The 22,338-nt window shown below is 60.1% G+C and carries 19 protein-coding genes; 15 read left to right on the top strand and 4 right to left on the bottom strand.

Annotated elements, in window-relative coordinates; translation table 11 throughout:
- Window positions 1–7: 7 nt before the first annotated feature.
- Window positions 8–604, top strand: a complete 597-nt coding sequence (locus tag CKW15_RS20920; protein WP_095060070.1) for a helix-turn-helix domain-containing protein — start codon at window positions 8–10, stop codon at window positions 602–604.
- Here CKW15_RS20920 and CKW15_RS20915 read toward each other — a convergent pair.
- Window positions 601–1,533, bottom strand: coding sequence for a helix-turn-helix domain-containing protein (locus tag CKW15_RS20915; RefSeq protein ID WP_095060072.1), 933 nt, complete (start codon window positions 1,531–1,533; stop codon window positions 601–603). The two genes, CKW15_RS20920 and CKW15_RS20915, sit on opposite strands and share 4 nt — an antisense overlap.
- A 162-nt stretch (window positions 1,534–1,695) precedes the next feature.
- Between CKW15_RS20915 and CKW15_RS20910 the strand changes: the two genes are divergently transcribed.
- The 10 genes from CKW15_RS20910 (at window position 1,696) to CKW15_RS20865 (ending at window position 13,109) form a co-directional block, all read left to right on the top strand.
- A complete protein-coding gene (locus CKW15_RS20910) occupies window positions 1,696–3,054 on the top strand; it encodes a glutamine synthetase family protein (protein WP_095060074.1) in 1,359 nt (452 codons plus the stop codon).
- Between the two features lie 157 nt (window positions 3,055–3,211).
- A complete protein-coding gene (locus CKW15_RS20905; protein WP_095060076.1) occupies window positions 3,212–4,300 on the top strand; it encodes a polyamine ABC transporter substrate-binding protein in 1,089 nt (362 codons plus the stop codon).
- Window positions 4,297–5,598 carry an FAD-binding oxidoreductase gene (locus CKW15_RS20900; protein ID WP_095060078.1) on the top strand — a complete coding sequence of 434 codons (1,302 nt, stop codon included), beginning with the start codon at window positions 4,297–4,299 and terminating at the stop codon, window positions 5,596–5,598. The genes CKW15_RS20905 and CKW15_RS20900 overlap by 4 nt, the downstream gene beginning before the upstream one ends.
- 194 nt (window positions 5,599–5,792) lie before the next feature.
- Complete coding sequence (locus CKW15_RS20895) at window positions 5,793–6,389, top strand: paraquat-inducible protein A (RefSeq protein WP_095060079.1); 597 nt, start codon at window positions 5,793–5,795, stop codon at window positions 6,387–6,389.
- Window positions 6,386–7,042, top strand: a complete 657-nt coding sequence (locus CKW15_RS20890) for a paraquat-inducible protein A (protein WP_095060081.1) — start codon at window positions 6,386–6,388, stop codon at window positions 7,040–7,042. The genes CKW15_RS20895 and CKW15_RS20890 overlap by 4 nt, the downstream gene beginning before the upstream one ends.
- Complete coding sequence (locus tag CKW15_RS20885) at window positions 7,023–8,702, top strand: intermembrane transport protein PqiB (protein ID WP_095060083.1); 1,680 nt, start codon at window positions 7,023–7,025, stop codon at window positions 8,700–8,702. Before CKW15_RS20890 ends, CKW15_RS20885 begins: the two co-directional genes overlap by 20 nt.
- Before the next feature lie 17 nt (window positions 8,703–8,719).
- On the top strand, window positions 8,720–9,277 hold the full coding sequence (locus tag CKW15_RS20880; RefSeq protein ID WP_095060085.1) for a membrane integrity-associated transporter subunit PqiC: 558 nt from the start codon (window positions 8,720–8,722) through the stop codon (window positions 9,275–9,277).
- A 149-nt stretch (window positions 9,278–9,426) separates the two neighbouring features.
- Complete coding sequence (locus CKW15_RS20875) at window positions 9,427–10,440, top strand: iron ABC transporter substrate-binding protein (protein ID WP_095060087.1); 1,014 nt, start codon at window positions 9,427–9,429, stop codon at window positions 10,438–10,440.
- Window positions 10,441–10,443: 3 nt separating this feature from the next.
- Window positions 10,444–12,042 (top strand): iron ABC transporter permease, encoded by a 1,599-nt coding sequence (locus tag CKW15_RS20870; protein WP_095060089.1) that lies wholly within the window; start codon window positions 10,444–10,446, stop codon window positions 12,040–12,042.
- Entirely contained in the window at window positions 12,039–13,109 is a 1,071-nt protein-coding gene (locus CKW15_RS20865) for an ABC transporter ATP-binding protein (RefSeq protein WP_095060091.1), read from the top strand. Before CKW15_RS20870 ends, CKW15_RS20865 begins: the two co-directional genes overlap by 4 nt.
- Window positions 13,110–13,119: 10 nt before the next feature.
- On the opposite strand, the gene xerC is transcribed toward CKW15_RS20865, so the two are convergent.
- A complete protein-coding gene (xerC, locus tag CKW15_RS20860; RefSeq protein WP_095152636.1) occupies window positions 13,120–14,058 on the bottom strand; it encodes a tyrosine recombinase XerC in 939 nt (312 codons plus the stop codon).
- A gap of 189 nt (window positions 14,059–14,247) precedes the next feature.
- On the opposite strand from xerC, the gene CKW15_RS20855 reads away from it, so the two are divergent.
- The 4 genes from CKW15_RS20855 (at window position 14,248) to CKW15_RS20840 (ending at window position 19,420) form a co-directional block, all read left to right on the top strand.
- Window positions 14,248–15,627, top strand: coding sequence for a UDP-glucose/GDP-mannose dehydrogenase family protein (locus CKW15_RS20855; protein WP_095060095.1), 1,380 nt, complete (start codon window positions 14,248–14,250; stop codon window positions 15,625–15,627).
- A 188-nt stretch (window positions 15,628–15,815) separates the two neighbouring features.
- Window positions 15,816–16,994, top strand: coding sequence for an MFS transporter (locus CKW15_RS20850; protein WP_095060097.1), 1,179 nt, complete (start codon window positions 15,816–15,818; stop codon window positions 16,992–16,994).
- Window positions 16,995–17,149: 155 nt separating this feature from the next.
- The gene (locus tag CKW15_RS20845) at window positions 17,150–17,857 is read left to right on the top strand and encodes an HPP family protein (RefSeq protein ID WP_095060098.1); all 708 of its coding nucleotides are present in this window, start codon (window positions 17,150–17,152) and stop codon (window positions 17,855–17,857) included.
- Window positions 17,858–17,956: 99 nt separating this feature from the next.
- Window positions 17,957–19,420 (top strand): nucleobase:cation symporter-2 family protein, encoded by a 1,464-nt coding sequence (locus CKW15_RS20840; RefSeq protein ID WP_095060100.1) that lies wholly within the window; start codon window positions 17,957–17,959, stop codon window positions 19,418–19,420.
- Between the two features lie 34 nt (window positions 19,421–19,454).
- Here CKW15_RS20840 and CKW15_RS20835 read toward each other — a convergent pair whose 3' ends face one another.
- Both CKW15_RS20835 and pssA read right to left on the bottom strand, forming a co-directional pair.
- Entirely contained in the window at window positions 19,455–20,471 is a 1,017-nt protein-coding gene (locus CKW15_RS20835; protein WP_095060102.1) for an AraC family transcriptional regulator, read from the bottom strand.
- Window positions 20,472–20,592: 121 nt separating this feature from the next.
- The gene (pssA, locus tag CKW15_RS20830; protein WP_095060104.1) at window positions 20,593–21,936 is read right to left on the bottom strand and encodes a CDP-diacylglycerol--serine O-phosphatidyltransferase; all 1,344 of its coding nucleotides are present in this window, start codon (window positions 21,934–21,936) and stop codon (window positions 20,593–20,595) included.
- Window positions 21,937–22,338: the final 402 nt, after the last annotated feature.

Genomic DNA, 22,338 nt, shown 5'->3' with positions numbered 1-22,338 from the left:
ATTTTCCATGAGCAGCAACAGCAAGACACCCCCCGCAACCGGCAACGCCGAACCGCATTTCCTCGGCACGCGGATTCGTGGCCTGCGCAAACGTCGGGGCATGACCCTGGCGGAACTGGCGCAACAGAGCGAACTCACTGCCGGCTATATCAGCCAGCTGGAGCGCAACCTCGCGTATCCGTCGATCCCCGCGCTGTTCAACATTGCCAGAAGCCTGGGCGTGACCATTCAATGGTTTTTCGCCAGTGAGGCCGTCACCGATCCTGAGGACGACGGCATTGTGGTGCGCAAGAACAGTCGCCTGAATGTGCATTACGAAGACGGCATCGTCGATCAGTTGCTGACCCCACAGGCCAACCGCCAACTGGAAATGCTCCACTCACGTTTTCCACCGGGCACCTACAGCCAGCAAAGCTACAGCCATGACGGCGAAGAAGCCGGTTACCTGCTCTCGGGGAGTTTCGAATTGTGGGTCGGCGAGCGTTATTTTCAGCTCAATGAAGGCGACAGCTTCAGCTTTTCCAGCCAGGAACCGCACCGCTACGGCAACCCTGGCGACATCGATGCGGTGGTGATTTGGGTGATTACGCCGCCGACGTTCTAACGTCGGCGGCGACCGCTTGACTGAATCACACTCGCACGCTTGAGCGTGTCACTCGGCAGTTCGTTGAACAACGCACGGTAACTGCTGGAAAACCGGCCTAAATGCCAGAACGACCAATGCATCGCCACTTCGGCCACGGTGGTTTGCGTCGGCGTGCGGCTGAGCAATTCGCGGCGGGCACTGTTGAGGCGACGCAAACGCAGCCATTGGGTTGGCGCCATGCCGGTGTAGGTTTTGAACGCATGCTGCAACTGGCGCAGCGAAACCCCGGCCACCTGCGACAGCTCAAGCAGGTTGAGGTGTTCCTCCGGCGTGTCCGCGGCCCATTCCCCTACCCGCTTCATGATCGCCCGCTCTCCGGCGCGGCGTTGCAATGCACCCTGATCCAGACAGACGCAGGCGTTGTCGAGAATGAACAGGCAATCGTCGAGCAATTGCTGAGTCAGGGCTTCGCGGCTCGGCGGATCGAACGTCTGCGAAAGACGGGTCAACGTGCCGCTAAGCCAACGACTGAACAGCGCATTTTGCTGGGAGTTGAGCGGCGCCATGAACAAGCCTTCGAGTCGGGCGACATCCAGGCTGTGACGCTGGACAAACTCGGGGCCGAACACCACGGCGATTTCCTGATAGTTCTCCGGGGTGATCCAGATGTTGCGGCTTTCACCATTCAACACGTACAGCGCGTTGTCGCTGCGGTCGAAACAGAACGCCAGCGAACCCTGGGGCGCACTGAAATTCTGCTCGACCCGGGTGTTCATCGACTCTTCGTAAATCTCTACGCCCTGCAGATCCAGGTAGCGCACCAGGCCCGCGAAATGTCCCGGCGACATCTGCTGATATTGCTGCACCCAGCCCGGCGTGGCGCGGATTTGCTCGGCGACATCGGCGGTGTTGAACGCTTGGACCTGGAGGGAATTGGAACCTGTCATGGGACGACCTTACGCACTCTTTTGGTGCGCTTTGTGCTGCTTAAAGTGGATAGATGGAACTGCAAGGCTCGCACAAGATAGTCGTCAACGCGCTACAGGGGAAGTGTCCGGCGGATGAAACTGGCCTCTCCTGGCGTTAATAAAACCAATAATGAGGTCTTTATGAATGTCCCTTTCGATCAGCTGTTCACTTGGCTGAAAGATCACAAGATTACCGAAGTCGAGTGCGTCGTCAGTGATCTGACCGGCATTGCACGCGGCAAAATTGCACCGACCAACAAGTTCCTGCATGAGCGAGGCATGCGCCTGCCGGAAAGTGTCCTTCTGCAAACGGTAACCGGGGACTTTGTCGACGACGACATCTACTACGACCTGCTCGACCCGGCCGACATCGACATGGTCTGCAAGCCGGACGCCGACGCTGTTTACGTGGTGCCGTGGGCCATCGAGCCGACCGCCATCGTGATCCACGACACCTTCGACAAGTTCGGCAACCCGATCGAACTGTCGCCGCGCAACGTACTGAAAAAAGTCCTGCAGCTGTACACCGACAAGGGCTGGCGTCCGATTGTTGCACCGGAAATGGAGTTCTACCTGACCCAGCGTTGCGAAGACCCGGACTTGCCGCTCAAGGCACCGATGGGCCGTTCGGGCCGTGCCGAAAGTGGTCGTCAGTCGTTCTCCATCGACGCGGCCAACGAATTCGATCCGCTGTTCGAAGACGTTTATGACTGGTGCGAATTGCAAGGTCTGGACCTCGACACGCTTATCCACGAAGACGGCCCGGCGCAGATGGAAATCAACTTCCGTCATGGCGACGCCCTGGACCTCGCGGACCAGATCACCGTGTTCAAGCGCACCATGCGTGAAGCGGCGCTCAAGCACAACGTGGCGGCGACCTTCATGGCCAAGCCGGTCGGCGATGAGCCAGGCAGCGCCATGCATATCCACCAGAGCGTGGTCGATATCGCCACCGGCCAGCCGATCTTTGCCAATGCCGATGGCAGCATGAGCGAGCTGTTCCTGCATCACATTGGTGGCCTGCAGAAGTACATCCCGAAAGTGCTGCCGATGTTCGCGCCGAACGTCAACTCGTTCCGCCGCTTCCTGCCGGACACCTCGGCACCGGTGAACGTCGAATGGGGCGAAGAGAACCGCACCGTCGGCCTGCGCGTACCGACTTCCAGCCCGGATGCCATGCGCGTGGAAAACCGCTTGCCGGGCGCCGACGCCAACCCGTACCTGGCCATTGCCGCCAGCCTGCTGTGTGGTTACCTCGGCATGGTCGAGCGCATCGAACCGAGCGCCGCGGTACAGGGCCGCGCTTATGAGCGTCGCAACCTGCGCCTGCCGATCACCATCGAAGACGCACTGACCCAGATGGAAGAGAGCGAAACCATCGGCCGCTACCTGGGCGACAAGTTTGTGCGTGGCTACGTCGCGGTCAAACGCGCCGAGCACGAGAACTTCAAGCGGGTGATCAGTTCGTGGGAGCGTGAGTTCCTGATGCTCAGCGTCTGACAACAGCACACACGCGCTCCCTGTAGGAGCCGGCTTGCTGGCGAAAGACGTGGCGGGGTGTACCTGATACACCGCATTCGCCTTTCGCCAGCAAGCCGGCTCCTACAGTTCGGCCAGAAAAAATCGGGATAACCCAATAATTCCAAGAGGTATCGATATGCGTCTATTGAAAGCCGTGGTCCCGGCCGCGCTGGCGGTTCTGTTCAGCGCCGTCGCCCAGGCCCAGCCACAGGTCAGCGTCTATAACTGGACCGATTACATAGGCGAAACCACCCTCGCCGACTTCCAGGCCAAGACCGGGATCAAGGTGATCTACGACGTCTTCGATTCCAACGAAACCCTGGAGGGCAAACTGCTCGCCGGGCGTACTGGCTATGACGTGGTGGTACCGTCCAACCACTTCCTCGCCCGTCAGGTGAAGGCCGGTGCCTTCCTCAAACTGGATCGCGAGCAACTGCCGAACTTCAAGAACCTTGACCCGAAACTGTTGGCGCTGCTTGAGAAAAACGATCCGGGCAACGAGCATTCGGTGCCGTACCTGTGGGGTACCAACGGCATCGGGTACAACGTCGACAAGGTCAAGCAAGTGCTGGGCATCGACAAGATCGACTCCTGGGCCGTGCTGTTCGAGCCGGAAAACATCAAAAAGTTGAGCGCGTGCGGCGTGTCGATGATGGACTCGGCCGATGAAGTGTTCCCGGCGATGCTCAACTACATGGGCATGGACCCGCGCAGCGAGAACCCTGAAGACTTCAAGAAAGCCGAAGCCAAGTTGCTGAGCATTCGCCCATACATCACCTATTTCCACTCGTCCAAATACGTGTCCGACCTGGCCAACGGTGACATCTGCGTCGCGTTCGGGTACTCGGGTGATGTGTTCCAGGCGGCCAACCGGGCCAAGGAAGCCGGCAATGGCGTGAACATCGCCTATGCCATTCCCAAGGAAGGCGCCAACCTGTGGTTTGACTTGCTGGCCATTCCCGCCGATGCCAGCAACCCGAAAGAAGCCCACGCCTTCATCAACTTCCTGCTCGACCCACAGGTGATCGCCAAGGTCAGCGCTTCGGTCGGCTACGCCAACCCGAACCCGGCCGCCAAGCAATTCATGGACCCTGAACTGGTCAACAATCCTGAGGTTTATCCACCCCAGGAAGTCCTCGACAAGCTCTACATCTCCACCACCCCGCCCCAGCCGATCATGCGTCTGATGACTCGTTCGTGGAGCAAAGTGAAGTCCAACAAATGAATCAGTACACCAGCGAACACACTCACTCCTATTACGCAGCATCGGCCAACGGTATGACGCCGCGCCCGGCGCTGGACGCGGACCTGGTGGCCGACGTCTGTGTGATCGGCGCCGGCTTCACCGGTATCAACACCGCTATCGAACTGGCCCAGCGTGGTCTCTCGGTGATTCTGCTGGAAGCCCGGCGGATCGGCTGGGGCGCCAGCGGGCGCAACGGCGGTCAGCTGATCCGCGGCATCGGGCATGACGTCAGCGGTTTTGCCAAACACATTGGTGCCGACGGCGTGCAATACCTTGAGCACGCCGGTATCGAGTCGGTGCAGGTGGTGGCCAAGCGTATCCGCGAACACGGTATCGATTGCGACCTGCGCTGGGGCTTCTGCGAACTGGCCAATACGGCGGCACAATTCACCGCGATGAAGGCCGAACAGGCGGAACTGATCGAGTCGGGTTACGGCCATGAGACACGACTGATCGACCCCGGGCAGATCCGTGAACACGTTGTGAACTCTGGCGTGTACGCGGGCGGCTTGATCGACATGGGCTCGGGGCACTTGCACCCGCTGAATCTGGCCTTGGGCGAGGCGAAACTCGCAGAGTCCCTTGGCGTGCAGATCTTCGAGCAAAGCCCGGTGCTGGAGTTGATCCACGGCAGCACCGCGCAAGTCCGTTGTGCGGGCGGTACGGTGCGCGCCGGCACACTGGTGCTGGCCTGCAACGCGCACCTGGAAGAACTCGAACCCAAACTCAGCGGCAAAGTGTTGCCGGCGGGCAGCTACATCATTGCCACCGAGCCGTTATCAGCAGAGGCCGCCGTGCAACTGATCCCGCACAACCTGGCGTTGTGCGACCAGAAAGTCGGGCTGGATTATTACCGGCTCTCGGCAGACCGGCGATTGCTGTTCGGCGGTGCCTGTCATTATTCCGGGCGGGATCCGGCAGACATTGCCGCGTACATGCGTCCACAGATGCTCAAGGTGTTCCCGCAACTGGCCGATGTGCGCATCGAGTATCAGTGGGGCGGCAAGATCGGCATTTCGGCCAATCGCTTCCCGCAGGTGGGTCGCTTGAGTCAGCACCCGAACGTGTTCTTCGCCCAGGGCTACTCTGGTCATGGCCTGAACGTGACCCACTGGTGCGCAAAGCTGTTGGGCGAAGCGATCCACGCCGGTCACAGCAAAGGCTTCGATGTGTTCAGCGCTGTGCCGCACATGACCTTCCCCGGCGGCCGCGCCCTGCGCTCGCCCCTGCTGGCACTGGGCATGTTGTGGTACCGGATGCGCGAGGTGTTGAGCTGACACCCTTACCCCTGTAGGAGCTGGCTTGCCAGCGAAAGCGGTTTGCCTGACACACCGCACCGCCCGATTCGCCAGCAAGCCGGCTCCTACAGTTTTTTGCGTGCCCCCTCCTCTTATTTCTATTTGCTCAATTGCGAACCACTTCTATATTGTTGAGGTGCTCTGAACTTCCTGCCTTCTTTTGAGCTTGACCCATGGCGACTACTGATCAACTGATCATCTGCGAGCACTGCGATTGCGTGTACGAGAAAGTGACGCTCGCCAAGCATCAAAAAACCCTGTGCACACGCTGCGGTGGCGTGCTTCAGCGCCATAACGGCCTGACGGTGGAGCAGCGCCTGGCGCTGACGTTTACCGCACTGGTGCTGTGGGTCTTCGCCAATTTCTATCCCATCATGAGCATCAGCCTCAAAGGCCTGAAAAACAGCGCGACCCTTTGGGACTCGGTGTTGGCCCTGAGCCTGGGGCCTATTACGTTCATTGCCATGGTTGCCGCCATCGCGATGATCATTGCGCCGATCATCCAGTTGATGCTGCTGCTCTGGGTCCTGGGGTTCGCCGTCACTCAGCGGCGCTCGCCCGGATTCAAATTCTGCATGCGCTGGCTGGAAAGCTTAAGGCCCTGGAGCATGCTCGAAGTCTGCCTGTTGGGCGCCATGGTGGCGGTGATCAAGCTCGCCGGATTGCTCGACGTGCTGCCCGGCATCGGCCTGATTGCCCTGGCGATCCTGAGCCTTCTGATGATCCGCATCGCCGGACGCGACATTCGTGAACTGTGGGACATCCAATGAGCAGGCCACCGGTCGCCGACGAACTCAATCTTTGCCTGTGCCACACCTGTGGGCTGGCCTGCGACGTGACCCATCAACCCCACGAATGCGAGCGTTGCGGCGCCCCCTTGCATCGGCGCAAAACCAATTCGTTGACCCGGACCTGGGCCTACATGATCGCGGCGCTGGTGTTCTATATCCCGGCCAATCTGTTGCCGGTGATGAATACCAAAATGGTCGGCAATGGCGCCGACAGCACGATCATGAGCGGCGTTCTGGAGTTCTGGGAAGCCGGCGCGTGGGACATCGCCCTGATCATTTTTATCGCCAGTATCGCGGTGCCGGGCGTCAAGTTCGTCGCGCTCACCATGCTGCTGGTGACTGTGCAACGCGACAGCGATTGGGCACGCAAGGAACGTTCTTCGCTGTACCGTTTCGTCGAAGTCATTGGCTACTGGTCGATGCTCGATGTCATCGTGGTCGCGCTGGTGGCCTCGCTGGTGAAGTTTCAAGCCCTGGCCGACATCGAGCCGCGCCTGGGCATTTTGTTCTTTGGTCTGGTGGTGGTGTTCACCATGCTGTCGGCGATGAGTTTCGACCCGCGCCTGATTTGGGATAAAGAGCAGCAGGACCCACAAACTGAGGAGGTCAAGGATGCAGTCGCAAACCACTAACGAGCCACAAGCTCCCGGGCAGGCCCCGATCAAGACAAGTGGCCGTTTCAGCTTTTCGCTGGTCTGGATCGTGCCGATTGTCGCGGTGCTGGTGGGGATGTCGCTGGTGGTCCACAGCATTCTGCAAGAAGGCCCCACCGTCGTGGTGAACTTCAAAACCGGTAGCGGGCTGACCGCCAACAAGACCGAGGTCAAGTACCGCAACGTGGTGATCGGCCATGTCACGGACGTGGAGCTGAGCAACGACCAGAAAAGCGTCAACGCCACCATCAAACTGTCCAAGCAGGCGGAAAGCTTTACCCGCGAAGACTCGCAGTTCTGGGTGGTAAGGCCACGTATCGGGGCCGGCGGCGTCTCGGGTATCGATACGTTGCTGTCCGGCGATTACATCGGCGCCGATATCGGCCAGGCCAATGGCCGCTCGAAAAACTTCCAGGGCCTGGAGAACCCGCCGCCGATCACCTATGGCGAACCGGGCAAGCGTTTCACCTTGATCACCCAGGACCTGGGGTCGCTGGATATCGGCTCGCCGGTTTACTTCCGCAAGATTCCGGTCGGCCAAGTGGTGGCGTACGCCCTCGATCCGGACGGTAAAGGCGTGAACATCGAATTGTTCATCCACTCGCCGCACGACAAGTATGTCACCGAAAACACCCGTTTCTGGAACGCCAGCGGCATTGACGTCAACGTTGGCGCCAACGGTTTTGCGGTCAAGACCGAATCGTTGTCTGCCATCCTGGTCGGTGGCATTGCGTTCCGCGCACCGGATTACAGCCCCAACGATAAACCTGCGGCTGCCGAATACGCCTACGAACTGTTCGACGACCAGCAAACCGCCCTCGCCCCGCCTAATGGCAAACCGCAGTACATGTCCATGCGTTTCGACCAGGCCCTGCGCGGACTCAAGATCGATGCGCCGGTTGAGTTCCTGGGCATCGAAATCGGCAAAGTGGTGTCGATCAACCTGGATTTCGACGCCAAGAAACGCACTTTCCCGCTCAATGTCGGCATTGTGATTTATCCGCAACGCCTGGGGCAGGCCCACGTAAAAATGCTCAAGGCGCTCAATCATGACCCGAGTGACGAAGCCGGTGCGGTGCGCTTGATCGGCTCCTTTATCGAGAACGGCCTGCGCGCCCAGGCCCGTACCGGCAACTTCCTGACCGGCCAGCTCTACATTTCCATGGATTTCTATCCAAAAGCCGAGAAGGTCGTGTTCGATGCCACTGCGCGCCCGATCATGATCCCCACCGTGCCGGGCAGCCTCGAACAATTGCAGGAAAAACTCGAAGCCATGGTCGACAAGATCAACAAACTGCCCGTGGAACGCATTGCCGGCAACCTCGATGGCAACCTCGTCGAGTTGCGCAAAGGCTTGACGCAATTCAACGGCAAAACATTGCCTGGTGTGACTACCACCCTGGCGGACCTGAGCAGGACCCTGGAGTCGGCCAATACGACACTGCAGTCGGCCAACTCGACCCTGGCCGAGGATTCACCGCAACGGGAAAAACTGGGCACGACCCTGGACGAACTGGGACGCACATCGAGATCCTTGCGTGACCTTTCGGATTACCTGGGCCGGCATCCGGAATCGCTGCTGCGCGGGCGTCCCGACAATGCCGCACCAATGGACCTGAAAGGGCCTCCGCGCAATTGAGTACAGGAGCAACATCCATGGCTTTTCCGCTGAAGTTCACATTGCTCGCTTCTGTGTTACTGCTCGCCGCTTGCCGCAGTGACCCGATTCAATTCCACACGCTGACCCCGGCCCAACCGGGCGCTCACCCAAGGAACGCCGGGACTATTCAGATCGAGACCCTTACCGTTCCACCCCAGGTCGATCGCCCGCAGATCGTCATTCGCGAAGGCGACAGCGGCCTGGCGATTCTGGAAACCCAATGGTGGGGTGCCTCGCTCGTCGACGAATTGCGCAGTGCACTGGCCGATCAATTGATCAACAACAATCCGGGTACCCGTCAGGCGCTGGGGGTCAATGTGCAGCGATTTGATTCGATCCCCGGGCAATATGCGCTGATGGACGTCAAATGGCGTCTGCGCAGCGGAAGTGAAATTGACGGTGTTCGCATCATTTGCCGCAGCACCCTGCAGACGCCCGCCGGTGCCAGCATCGACGAGTTGGTGCTCGCCCAACAGAAGAACGTCAAGCGACTGGCTGCGCTGATCAACCAGGCGTCGGCTGGCATACAAAAAGGCTGCCCTGCGTCGCAATGATTTGACGTTTTTTTCTCAAGGGGCGGTTTAAATTAGCCGCCCCTCAAACATGCAAATGATTCCTATTGATCTAGAATAATTGACGACGTTGCGTTGTCGATTCTCTCTGGTTGAGTCTGCAAGTTAAAAAGAACAGGAGCTGGCGCCGCATGATTTCCCGTTTTCCGTCCTTTCTGAAAAAAGCCCTGCTGACCACCGCGCTGCTGAGTGCGGGTCACGCTTACGCCGCCGATACCGTCGGTCTGGTGGTCTACAACGCCCAGCACGAAAGCCTGACCAAAGCCTGGGTCGAGGGTTTTACCCAGGAAACCGGTATTCCGGTGACGTTGCGCAACGGTGATGACACCGAGATGGGCAATCAGATCGTTCAGGAAGGTGCAGACTCGCCGGCCGATGTGTTCCTGACCGAAAACTCCCCGGCCATGGTGCTGGTCGACAACGCCGGCCTGTTTTCCCCGCTCGACAAGAGCACGCTGGAGCAAGTGGACGCCGCTTATCGCCCGGCCCATGGCAAATGGGTCGGCATTGCCGCGCGCTCCACCGTATTCGTCTACAACCCGAGCAAGCTGACGGAAGCCGACCTGCCGAAATCGATCATGGACCTGGCCGCACCCAGCTGGAAAGGTCGCTGGGCCGCTTCACCGGGCGGTGCCGACTTCCAGGCGATCGTCGCCGCCATGCTCGAACAAAAAGGCGAAGCCGCCACACTCGACTGGCTCAAGGCGATGAAAACCAATTTCACCGCGTACCGCGGCAACAGTTCGGTGCTCAAAGCGGTGAATGCCGGGCAGATCGACAGCGGCGTGATCTATCACTATTACGCTTACGTCGATCAGGCCAAGACCGGCGAGAACAGCAAGAACACCGCCCTGCACTACTTCAAACACAAAGACCCGGGCGCGTTTGTCAGCATCTCCGGTGGCGGCGTGCTGGCGTCCAGCAAACACAAGGAACAAGCCCAGGCGTTCCTGAAATACATCACGGGCAAGGATGGCCAGGCGGTGCTGAAGAATGGCAAGTCCTTTGAATACGCCGTGGGCAAGAACGCTGCATCCAACCCTAAACTGGTGCCTCTGCAACAACTCGATGCGCCGACCGTCGATGCCTCGAAACTCGACAGTAAAAAAGCCGTGGAGCTGATGACACAGGCCGGACTGCTCTAATTGATGCCGGAAATACTGCCTGCGGGAATCGCCAAGCCGATACCCGCAAATTTGCGTCGACGTTCCCGTGGTGCGTTTGCGGGGCGTGGCGGTGCGTGGGTGATCGGTTTGTCGGTGCTGGTTTCGCTACTCGCACTGCTGCCGATTGCGTACGTTATCGGCGTGTCCTTGCAGACCGGCTGGGCGAGCGTTGTGACATTGGTGTTCCGCCCACGGGTTGGCGAGTTGCTGGTCAACACCGTGTTGCTGGTGCTGCTGACGATTCCGTTATGCATCGCATTGGGCGTGACGCTGGCGTGGCTGACGGAACGCACGAATCTGCCGGGACGGCGTTGGTGGTCGTTGCTGGCAACCGCGCCGCTGGCGGTGCCCGCCTTCGTTCACAGTTACGCGTGGGTCAGCCTGGTGCCGCCAATTCACGGGCTGTTCGCCGGCGTGCTGGTATCGGTGATCGCCTATTTCCCGTTTCTATATTTGCCGGTGGCGGCGACATTGCGCCGGCTCGACCCGGCCATTGAAGACGTCGCCGAATCCATGGGGCTCAAGCCCTGGGCCGTGTTTTTTCGCGTGGTGTTGCCACAACTGCGCCTGGCGATTTGCGGTGGTGCGTTGCTGGTCGGCTTGCATCTGCTGGCCGAATACGGCCTGTACGCGATGATCCGCTTCGACACGTTCACCACGGCGATCTTCGATCAGTTCAAATCCACTTTCAACGGCCCTGCCGCGCACATGCTGGCCAGTGTGCTTGCGTTGTGTTGCCTGGCCATGTTGACGGCGGAATCGGCTGCAAGGGGGACGGCGCGTTACGCCCGCGTCGGTTCGGGCAGTGCCCGTGAGCAACGGGTCGTGAGCCTGAAAACGCCGTCGACCCTTCTGTCCACAGCGTTGATGATTATGACCTGCATCCTTGCCCTGGGTGTTCCGCTGATCACGTTGGGTAAGTGGCTGATCGCCGGGGGCACGCAGGTCTGGGACCTGACCGAGCTGTTGCCTGCCCTGGAGCAAACGTTGTTGCTCGGGGTGACAGGCGCAGCGCTGACCACCTCTGCGGCGATCCCGATTGCCTGGTTGTCGATTCGTTATCCCGGTCGCCTGCAGCGTGTGCTGGAAAGCTGCAACTACATCACCAGTTCCCTGCCCGGCATTGTCGTGGCACTGGCGTTGGTGACAGTCACCATCCACTTTGCCCGACCGATCTACCAGACCACGATCACCGTGCTGCTGGCCTATCTTTTGATGTTTTTGCCACGGGCCCTGGTGAGTTTGCGTGCCGGTATCGCCCAGGCACCGGTGGAGCTGGAAAACATCGCCCGCAGCCTTGGGCGTTCACCCGCCCGCGCGCTGTGGTTGATCACCTTGCGCCTGGCTGCACCGGGCGCTGCCGCTGGTGCAGCTTTGGTGTTCCTGGCAATCACCAATGAACTGACCGCCACCCTGCTGCTCGCCCCGAACGGCACGCGCACCCTGGCCACCGGGTTCTGGGCGATGACCAGCGAAATCGATTACGCCGCCGCAGCCCCCTATGCCCTGTTGATGATCATATTGTCGCTGCCGCTGACCGGGCTCCTTTATCACCAATCGAAGAAAACGGCGGGCCGATGAACACGCTCGAACTGCACTCACTGAACAAAACCTATGGCACCCATCGTGCCCTGCACAACGTCAGCCTGTCAGTGCCCAGCGGCAGCCGCACCGTCATTGTCGGCCCCTCGGGGTCTGGCAAAACCACTTTGCTGCGAATGATCGCAGGCTTCGAATTCCCCGATTCCGGACGTCTGTCGCTCAACGGCCAGACCCTGGTCGACAACACGCACGAAGTACCGGCGCACCAGCGCCTGATCGGCTACGTGCCGCAGGACGGTGCACTGTTCCCGCACATGACGGTGGCGGCCAACATCGGCTTCGGCCTGTCGACCAAGGGCTCGGCCCGGCAGCATCGCATCGATGAGTTGATGGACAGCGTGGCGCTGGATTCGAACATGGCCGAGCGCTGGCCCCACGAATTGTCCGGTGGTCAGCAGCAACGTGTGGCACTGGCCCGCGCCTTGGCACAGCAACCGCGACTGATGTTGCTGGATGAGCCGTTCTCGGCACTCGATACCGGTTTGCGCGCCGCCATGCGCAAAATGGTCGCACGATTGCTCGAAGACACCGGCGTCACCGCCATTCTGGTCACCCATGACCAGAGCGAAGCTTTGTCATTCGCCGATCAGCTGGCAGTGATGCGTCACGGTCAACTGGTGCAATCGGGGCATCCGCTGGACCTCTACCGTTACCCCGAGGATGAACAAACCGCGCTGTTTCTCGGCGATGCCGTGGTCATGCCGGCGCGCATCGAGGCCGGCTGGGCCCATTGTGATCTGGGGCGAATTCCGGTCAACAACCACCGCAACAACAACTCGGCGCAGATCATGCTGCGGCCTGAACAGCTGCAACTGCTCAGCATCCTGCCCAGCGATGCAGAGGTTGCCGGTTGCCGTGCGGTCGTCACCGACCGGGATTTCAGCGGCAATACCTGCACCCTGACCGTGGAGCTGCAGCCTTTGGCCAACAGCGAACAATCCGGTCGGTCATTGCTGGTCCGCAGCTCCGGCATGTATGCGCCGCCCGCCGGCAGCACGGTCCAGGTCTCGACCATCGGCCACGCCCACGTCCTGAGCGAGGTTTGATCGCCGCGCTTCAAAGGTCGAAGCGATCGACCGCCCGGCGCCGTTCATTGTCATCACGCACGTCGTAATTGGCCGTGGTCTGGATGTTGCTGTGGTGGGCCAGTTTCTGTGCAATCGACAAATCGTGCTCTTCGATCACCCGGGTAATGAATGAGCGCCGGAAATCGTGGGGCATGATTTTCACCCCGACCTGGGCGCCCCGTTGCCGCGCGATGTAGTAGATCGCATGTTTGGTGATGCGCTCGCGGGTGATGTGGCTGCCACGGCGAATGCGGTTGAACAGGAACGGATCGTCCTCCTCCCCCTCCTTCAACATCGAACGACGCAATTCCAGCCAGGCTTCAAGTTTGGCGAACGCCCAGGCCGGTGCGTACTTGATCAGCTGTTTGTTGCCCTTGGCGGTGACGCGCAGGCTGCGCTCAGCGAAGTCGACCTGGTTGAGCTCCAGGTTCACCGATTCCGATTTCCGCATCCCCGAACCGTACAAAATCCCGATGATCGCCGCGTCACGCAGGCCTTGTGGCCGTGGGTCGGCGGCGCAGACCGCCATCAACTCCTGGATCAGTGACCGCCTGAGATTGCGCCCCTGGGACAGTCGCGTCCCGGCGATGCCCTTCACCGAACGCATCTTCAGCAGGTGTTCCTGGGAAATCAGGCTCATGCGCCACGCTTCGTTCATGACGCCGCGCACCGCATTGACGTACAGCGAGGAAGTGTTCGGTGCGTAGCCATCCTCACGCAGGGTCGCGACCAGCGCGATCACGTCTTCAGGCTGCAGGTTGTGCCAAGGGATCTCCTCGATATCGATATCTTCGAAGCCCAACCGGTCGGCAGCGTCCTGCAACACATAACGCATGGTCAGTTGGCTGGACGGCGCGAGTCGCGCCAGATACACGGTGAGCGGGTTGACGGAGGGATTACGTGAATCAGCAACGGGTAAGTCAATCAAACGAACGGCCTTGAAATAGATAGGTGTAACAAAAGACAAAAAACGGAGTGGGTTCAGCGATGGCCGCTACGCTGCCGGTCATGGCCGGGAAAGTCAACGCCGTGGCGCCCCGACACGACCGACGTGATAGATGAACTGCAACATGGCTTTGCTAATTGTGGTCGCAACGGATCGCGGCAGGAGCAAACCATGAAAATCAGTGTATTTGGTAGCGGTTACGTGGGCCTGGTGCAGGCGGCTGTCCTGGCTGAAGTCGGGCATGACGTGGTTTGCATGGACATCGACGAGAAAAAGGTCGAATGGCTGCAACAGGGCCACGTGAGCATTTTCGAGCCGGGGCTGGCCAGCCTGGTGCGCGAAAGCCTGGACGCCGGACGGCTGCAGTTCACCACCGACGAGAAGTTCGCGGTGCAGCATGGCCAGGTGCTGTTCATCGCGGTCGGTACACCGTCCAGGGAAGATGGATCGGCGGATCTGCGCTACGTGATGTCGGTCGGCGAAGCGGTGGCACGGCATCGTGAGCAACCGGTGATTCTGGTGGAAAAATCCACCGTCCCCGTGGGCACTGGCGATGCCCTGCGCGCGCACATCGACAAATGCCTGATCGCGGTCGGCCGCTTGTTGCAGTTCGATATCGTCTCCAACCCGGAATTTCTCAAGGAAGGCTCGGCCGTGGCCGACTGCCGACGCCCGGACCGTATCGTGATCGGCTGCGAGCGCGAAGACGTGCGTGATGTGATGCGCGATCTGTACTCGCCCTTCAACCGCAATCATGAACGCATCATGTTCATGGACCTGCGCAGTGCCGAACTGACCAAGTACGCCGCCAACTGCATGCTGGCGACCAAGATCAGCTTCATCAACCAGATCGCCGAACTGGCTGAACACCTGGGGGCCGACATCGAATCGGTGCGCCTGGGCATCGGCGCCGATTCGCGAATCGGTTACCACTTCATCTATCCCGGCTGCGGGTATGGCGGTTCGTGTTTCCCCAAGGACATGCGCGCCCTGATCCACAGCGCCGAAGAAGCCCATTGCTCAAGCGATCTGTTGCAAGCGGTCGAAGCGATCAACCAGCGGCAAAAACACAAACTCTTCGAGCGCATCAACGCGTTTTACCAGGGGGATTTGCGCGGCAGGACCTTTGCCGTGTGGGGCCTGGCGTTCAAACCGAACACCGATGACATGCGCGACGCACCGAGCCGGGTGTTGCTCGAATCCTTGTGGGCGGCCGGGGCCAGTGTGCGTGCGTTCGATCCGGAAGCCATGCAGGAAACCCAGCAGCTGTATCCCGACGAGTCGAAACTGATGCTCATGGGCACACCGGAATCGGTGCTCTCCGGCGCCGATGCGCTGATCATTTGCACGGAGTGGCAGCAGTTCAAGGCGCCGGACTTCAACCTGCTCCAGCAGCGGCTCAACGCCCCGGTGATCTTCGACGGCCGCAACCTCTACGACGCCGATCGCCTGGCGCGCAACGGCTTCAAGTACTTCCCGATAGGCCGTGGCGAGTCACGCAAGCTACCGATTCCGTATCAGCAGTGGTCGGCGGCTTCGGTGGTGGCATAAGTCTGGTCAGGATAATCATTAAACCTGTGGCGAGGGAGCTTGCTCCCGCAGGAGTGCGCAGCAGTCCCTTCTCGGGGCCGCTACGCAGCCCAGCGGGAGCAAGCTCCCTCGCCACGGGTTCCGTGTTGCGTTTACAGTAGCGTCCGGGATTGGGCTGAAACCGGCTCAATCGAATAAGGACATTCCCCGTGGTCAGTTACTCCCCGCTTATCCGCCGTTTGCTGATCTGCTCGCTGACCATTGTCGTCAGCCGCGCCATCACCAGCCCGCTGCTCACCCTGTTTGTCAGCGACAAACTCGACCTCAACCAACAAGACGTTGGTCTGCTGCTCGGCATCGCCGTATTCGTCGCCACCCTGCTGTCGCTGTACGGTGGCTACATCATCGATCGCTTCGAAAAGCGCCGGCTGCTGATCCTCGCCATGCTTTCCAGCGCCATCGGTCTGGTGTTGCTGACGTTTGCCGAGAACCTTTACCTGACCACGGCGACTTTGATCGTCACTGAAACCGCTTCGTCGCTGTTTCTGATCGGTTCGAAAGCGATCCTCAGCGACAATTTGCCCGTGGGCCAGCGCGCCAAGGCGTTTTCCCTGAGCTATACGTTGACCAACATCGGCTACGCGGTCGGGCCGATGTTCGGTGTGTTGATTGCCGGCAGCTTCACCAGCGCGCCGTTCCTGGTCGCAGCGGCCATCGCGCTCTTCAGTATTTTCCTGATGACCGGAATCCCGAAAGAGTCTGCGCGAGCACCTGTTGCGGTGCAGGCTCAGACGTTTCTCAAAACCCTGATCACCCTGAAAAACGACCGCACCTTGATCCTGTTCACCGCAGGCTGCCTGCTCAGCACGGTGGTACATGGCCGGTTCACGTTTTACCTGTCGCAGTACCTGTTGGTGACCAGCGACGCGCAACACACCATGGAAATCATGGCCGCCCTGCTCGCCTGCAACGCCATCAGCGTCATCGCGCTGCAATACCAGATCGGACGTTTCCTCAAACGCGAGCACTTGCGGCAATGGATCGTCGTGGGCACCGGCCTGTTCATCCTCGGCCTGATCGGCTTCAGCCTGGCAGACAGCGTAGTGAGCTGGTGCGTGGCGATGTTCATTTTCACCCTCGGTGAAATCATCATTTACCCGGCCGAATTCCTCTTCGTCGACACCCTCGCACCGGACGAATTACGCGGCAGTTACTACGGCGCACAGAACCTGGCGGCGCTGGGCGGCGCATTGAGCCCGGTGATTTGCGGCTTCCTGCTGATGCACACCCCGGCGCCGACCATGTTCTATGCGATGAGCGCGCTTGCGGCGCTGGGTGGACTGCTGTGTTTCATGAGCGGTCGAGGCAAGTCGATACAGCAAAATTAATGCACTGAAAGCGCATTAATATGAATTTGTCAGCATCAGGATTGAACGGCAAACTGTGCCCGTTCCTCCCCCAATAGTTGGAACAACTTCAAGGGCTTTCTGGGTTTCCAGGCTAAGTCCTTTTTTTCATTGATTTTTTCTGGAGCACTTTCGAAATGTTTGCCCGCTGGTTGCCTGCCGCCATCAATACCCGACCCACTGAATGGAGCCGTGCCGCCATCGGCATGGCGCTGGGGACGCTGCTCAGCGTCTGGCTTTGCAGTCAGGTGTTCGGCATGCAAGTGGCGCAACATTTGATCGGCCCGCTGGGCGCTTCGGCGGTGTTGCTGTTCGCCGTGTCCTCCGGCGCACTTGCGCAGCCGTGGTCGATTATGGGTGGCTACCTGTGCGCCGGGGTCCTCGCATTGCTCGTCGCTCACTTTCTGGGGCGCACCCTGGGCACGGCGTGTCTGGCGGCGGGCATGGCGCTGATTCTGATGTGCTGCCTGCGTTGCCTGCATCCGCCGGCCGGCGCGTTGGCGCTGATTCTGGTATTGGCCGATCCGGCGACCATCGCCATGGACTGGAAAGCCCTGGCGCCGGTGATGCTCAGCGCAGCGACGATGCTGCTCAGTGCCTTGGCCTATAACAACCTGACACGGGTTCGTTACCCCAAACGCACCAGTGAATCGGCGGTTGTGATCCCGGCCGACCACCCACCGGTCGACAGTCAGGCCATCACCGCCCAAGACCTGAAACAGGCGTTGGCAGACATGGAAGCGTTCTTTGACGTGACCCCTGAAGACCTCGAACAACTGATCCATGCCAGCGAGTTGCACGCCCGCCGCCGCAGTGTCGGCGAGGTGTTGGCGCCGCGGCTCTGATCCGCATTGCCGGCCAGGTTGTTTTGCTGTGACAAGATGCTTCTGGCATCCTGCGCGTCCAATTTCTGACCCGGCCCGCCTTCTGGCACGCAAATCACCATGACCGCCTCCGAAAAAGCCCCCGCTCCACGCCACAATGATCTGATCTACGGCCTCGACGACCGCCCCCACCTGACCGCCACGGTGTTCGCCGCCCTGCAGCACGTGCTGGCCAGTTTCGTCGGCATCATCACGCCAACGCTGATCATGGGCAGCGCCCTGGGCCTGCAAAGCGAAGTGCCCTACCTGATCAGCATGGCGCTGTTTGTCTCCGGCCTTGGCACCTTCGTTCAGGCGCGGCGCTTCGGCCCGATCGGTTCCGGTCTGTTGTGCCTGCAAGGCACCAGTTTTTCGTTCATCAGTGTGATCCTCAGCGCCGGCTTCATGGTCAAGGCTCGGGGCGGCGGCACCGACGAAATCCTCTCGACGATCTTCGGCGTGTGCTTTTTCGCCGCTTTCATTGAAGTGGCGTTGAGTCAGTTCATCGGCAAACTGCGGATGCTGATCACCCCGGTCGTGACGGGCACCATCATTACCCTCATGGGTTTGTCGCTGATCAAAGTGGCGATGACCGACATTGCCGGCGGCTTCGGCGCGCCTGACCTTGGCGCCGCGATTCATCTGGCGCTGGCGGCACTGGTGCTGGGCACCATCGTGGTATTGAACCGGGTGGACGTGCCGTTCTTGCGCCTTGGGGCGATTGTGATCGGTCTGACGCTAGGCTATTTCGTGGCATGGCTGATGGGCCAGGTGAATTTCTCCAGCCTGCCCGACGTGCCGCTGATGAGCGTTCCGGTGCCGTTCAAGTACGGATTCTCCTTCGATTGGGTGGCGTTTGTGCCGGTGGCGGTGATTTTCCTGGTCTCGCCCCTGGAAGCCGCCGGCGACCTGACCGCCAACTCAATGATCTCCCGGCAACCGGTCAAGGGGCCGGTCTACATCCGCCGGATCAAATCCGGCCTGCTCGCCGACGGCCTCAACTCGGCCATGGCCGCCGTCTTCAACAGCATGCCGATGGTGACCTTTGCCCAGAACAACGGCGTGATCCAGCTCACCGGCGTCGCCAGTCGCTATGTGGCGTTCTTCATCGCTGGCCTGCTGGTGGTGCTGGGATTGTTCCCGATGATTGGCGCGGTACTGCAACTGATGCCCAAACCGGTACTGGGTGGCGCCGAACTGGTGATGTTCGGCACGGTGGCCGTGGCCGGAATCAAGATCCTCGCCGAAGCCGGCCTGCATCGGCGCAACATGCTGATCGTGGCGATATCCCTCGGCATGGGCCTGGGCGTGGCCGCCGTTCCCGAGGTGTTGCGCGAACTGCCGATGGCGCTGCACAACATTTTCGAGTCGCCCATCACGGTCGGCGCGCTGTGCGCTATCGTTCTAAACATCTTCCTGCCCGAAGAATTCTTCGAGCTGGAAGAAGACGAATTCGACCCGGAAGCCTCGGTGCTTCAGGTCATGCAAAACCCGGATGTGCCCGCCAAGGATGAACCCGCCAAGCCTGCGGTGGTCGCACAGTAGAGCCGCTGGACACTCAAGGACTGAGCCGGCGAAATCACTCTACGTCGTTGAGGATCAAGCTGCGGTAATGCCCGGGATTGGAACCCGACCATTTGCGAAAGGCCTTGTAGAACGAGCTGGCATCGGCGAATCCCAGGCGTGTGGCGATCTCGGCGAAGCTGATGGTCGGCTCGGCCAACCAGACAATCGCCAGTTCCTTGCGCACGCTGTCCTTGAGACCTTGATAGGTCTGCCCTTCTTCGGCCAGTCGACGGCGCAAGGTCGAGGCCGACATGCACAGGCGCTGCGCCAGGGCCTCGGTTTCCGGCCAGTGTTCGGCGGGCAATTGCCGAAGATCCTGCTTGATGCGGCTGGCCAGGCTGTCAGGATCACGGTACTTCACGAGGATATTGGCCGGTGCATGGGCCAGGAATCGCTTGAGTTCCTCGGGGCTGCGCTTGATGGGTGAATCCAGGCAATCGGCGGAAAAAATCATCCGCGTGCGCGGGCGGTCGAACCGCAGATTCTGCGAGAACATCACCTGGTAGTCATCGCAGAAGTCCGGCTGCGCACAGCGCAACTCGATGGCCAGGATCGGTATCCGCCGCCCCGCCAGCCAGCAGGCAACGCCGTGCACGATCATCCAATAAGTGAAATAGGTGAAGGCCCGGCGCGGGTCTTTGTCGTCTTCCAGCAGCACGATTTCCGCCAGGCTTTGTTGACGCACCAACTCGGCGGGCAGGTGTTCAAGCATCAATGACAGGAAACTCAAACCGCTGGTGAGGCCCGCTGCCAGATTCGGCTGGACCATGGCGCAGCGACAGAGGAACTCCAGGCTGCCGGATTTGAGTTTGCGCGGGTCCATGCCAAAAAACTCATCGTCCCCTCGCCGTGCCAACAACCGCCACAGACGCGCATAAGCGGTGGCCGGCACGCGACCATTGGCACGGTCCATCAGCAGCGGATCAATGCCGACCTTGCTCAACACTTCTTCAGTGGCAATACCCGGGGCGCAGCTTTGCATCAGCGCTTCACGCACCAATTGCATAGAGATAGTGTCTTTTTCCGACATTGACCGAAGCAAGCCCTGTTGTTGTTTTGAGTGGTGGGCATATTAGCTGAAACCACCCAGTCAACGCAGATCCCTTATGGGAGTGAACGTGGTCGCTCCCATAAGGGATTGGGGCCAAGCGTTACAGGATGCGGTAGAGCAAACGCTCGATGCGCACACGGCTGACGCGCTTGAGGAACTTGGCCACGCCCGCCGGGTATTCGGCGAGGGTTTCCAGGTCCTGGTAGCGTTCGATGCGTCGGGTGTGCTGGAAGATTTCGGTCAGCTCATTGTGTCGAGGCCCCAGCAACTGGCTTTGCGGATCATCGATCAGCAAGGCGTTTTCCAGGTCGAGGCGAAAAGCTCGTGGGTTGAGGTTGTTGCCGGTCAGCAAGGTGTAGCGCTGATCGACCCACATGCCTTTGAGGTGATAGGTGTTGTCGCCATCGTGCCACAGATGCAGGTTCAGCTGGCCGCTGTCGATGTTGCGCTGATGGCGCTTGGCAAACCGGCGCAGGCTGATCTCGTACAGGTACGGCAGCGCAGCGATCACCTTGAACGGCTCGCTCGGCGGAATATAGAAATCGTTGGCGGTCTTGTCGCCGACCACGATGTCGATCTTCACACCTCGCCCCAATGCCCGGTTGATTTCCCGGGTCACGGCCAAGGGCAGGTTGAAGTACGGCGTGCAGATGGTCAGTTGATGCTGGGCACTGGCGATGAGCTCGCAAATCACCCGGCTCAGCGGGTTGTTCTTGCCGACGCCGAGCAACGGGCTAACCGTCAGACCCGTCTTGATCGTGGTGCCTGCCGTGGTGTCGTAGGCCGCGTGCTTGAGGCGGCTGCGCAGGTCGCCGATGTCATTGCGCAGGCTGCGGGTGGTCGGCAGGTTCGGCAGGTCGAGGCGATGCACCGCTTTGGAGGCCACCAGACCGTGTTGAACCAGGTGATGCATCGAATCCGCCAGTTCACGGCTCTGGATCAGGTGATAACGGTCGTAGCGGTATTTGTCGAACTTGTGCAGATAAACGTTGTTCAGGCTCGCGCCGCTGTAGATCATGCAGTCATCGATGACAAAACCCTTGAGGTGCAACACGCCGAACAGCTCGCGGGTCTGCACCGGTACCCCGTACACCGGCACAACACTGGCGTGGGTGCGGGTCATTTCCTGATACCAGGCCGAGTTGCCCGGCTGCTTGCCGGCACCGATCAGGCCACGCTGGGCGCGCAGCCAGTCGACGACCACCACCACGTCCAGTTCCGGCCGCGCCGCTTTGGCGGCGTGCAACGCATCGAGAATTTCCTGGCCGGCTTCGTCTTGTTGCAGGTACAGCGCAACGATGTAAATACGCTGTGTGGCACTGGCGATTTTTTCCAGCAGGCAACGACGAAACTCGGCAGCGCCGGAAAGGATGCTGACGGCATCGGCAGCCAGCGGAAAACTGCGCAATTTTGGCAGCAGGGAGCGTTTGAAAAGCAACGGCATAGGGCTCGCAAAGGGTCGAATCCGAAGAACCCGAGAGCTTACACCATCGATGGGGTTGGGTCTTGTTACTGTCTGTAATGCAGCCATCGCGAGCACAAGGTAACTCGGCGTTCCGGGCATTTGTGTTCAACCACAATCACCTGTAGAAGCGAGCCTGCTCGCGATGGCGGTGTGTCTGGCGGTATTTCTGTTGGATGTGCAGGTCTCATCGCGAGCAGGCTCGCTCCTACAGGGTTACTGGGTGTGACGGGGATTTGTGTCTGACCACAATCTTCTGTAATTGGATGGACTCGCCCACGCCGAGGCGTCAATGCGCCACGGTGGCAGTCTAAGAAGCCAACGGCAGCGAGGGCGAGTCCATGAAAAAGAATACGACGCTTAAACAGTCCCTGTCTTCAACCG

Source organism: Pseudomonas sp. Irchel s3b5 (assembly GCF_900187435.1).
Taxonomy (GTDB): Bacteria; Pseudomonadota; Gammaproteobacteria; order Pseudomonadales; family Pseudomonadaceae; genus Aquipseudomonas.
This window is presented reverse-complemented; position numbering and strand designations above follow the sequence as displayed.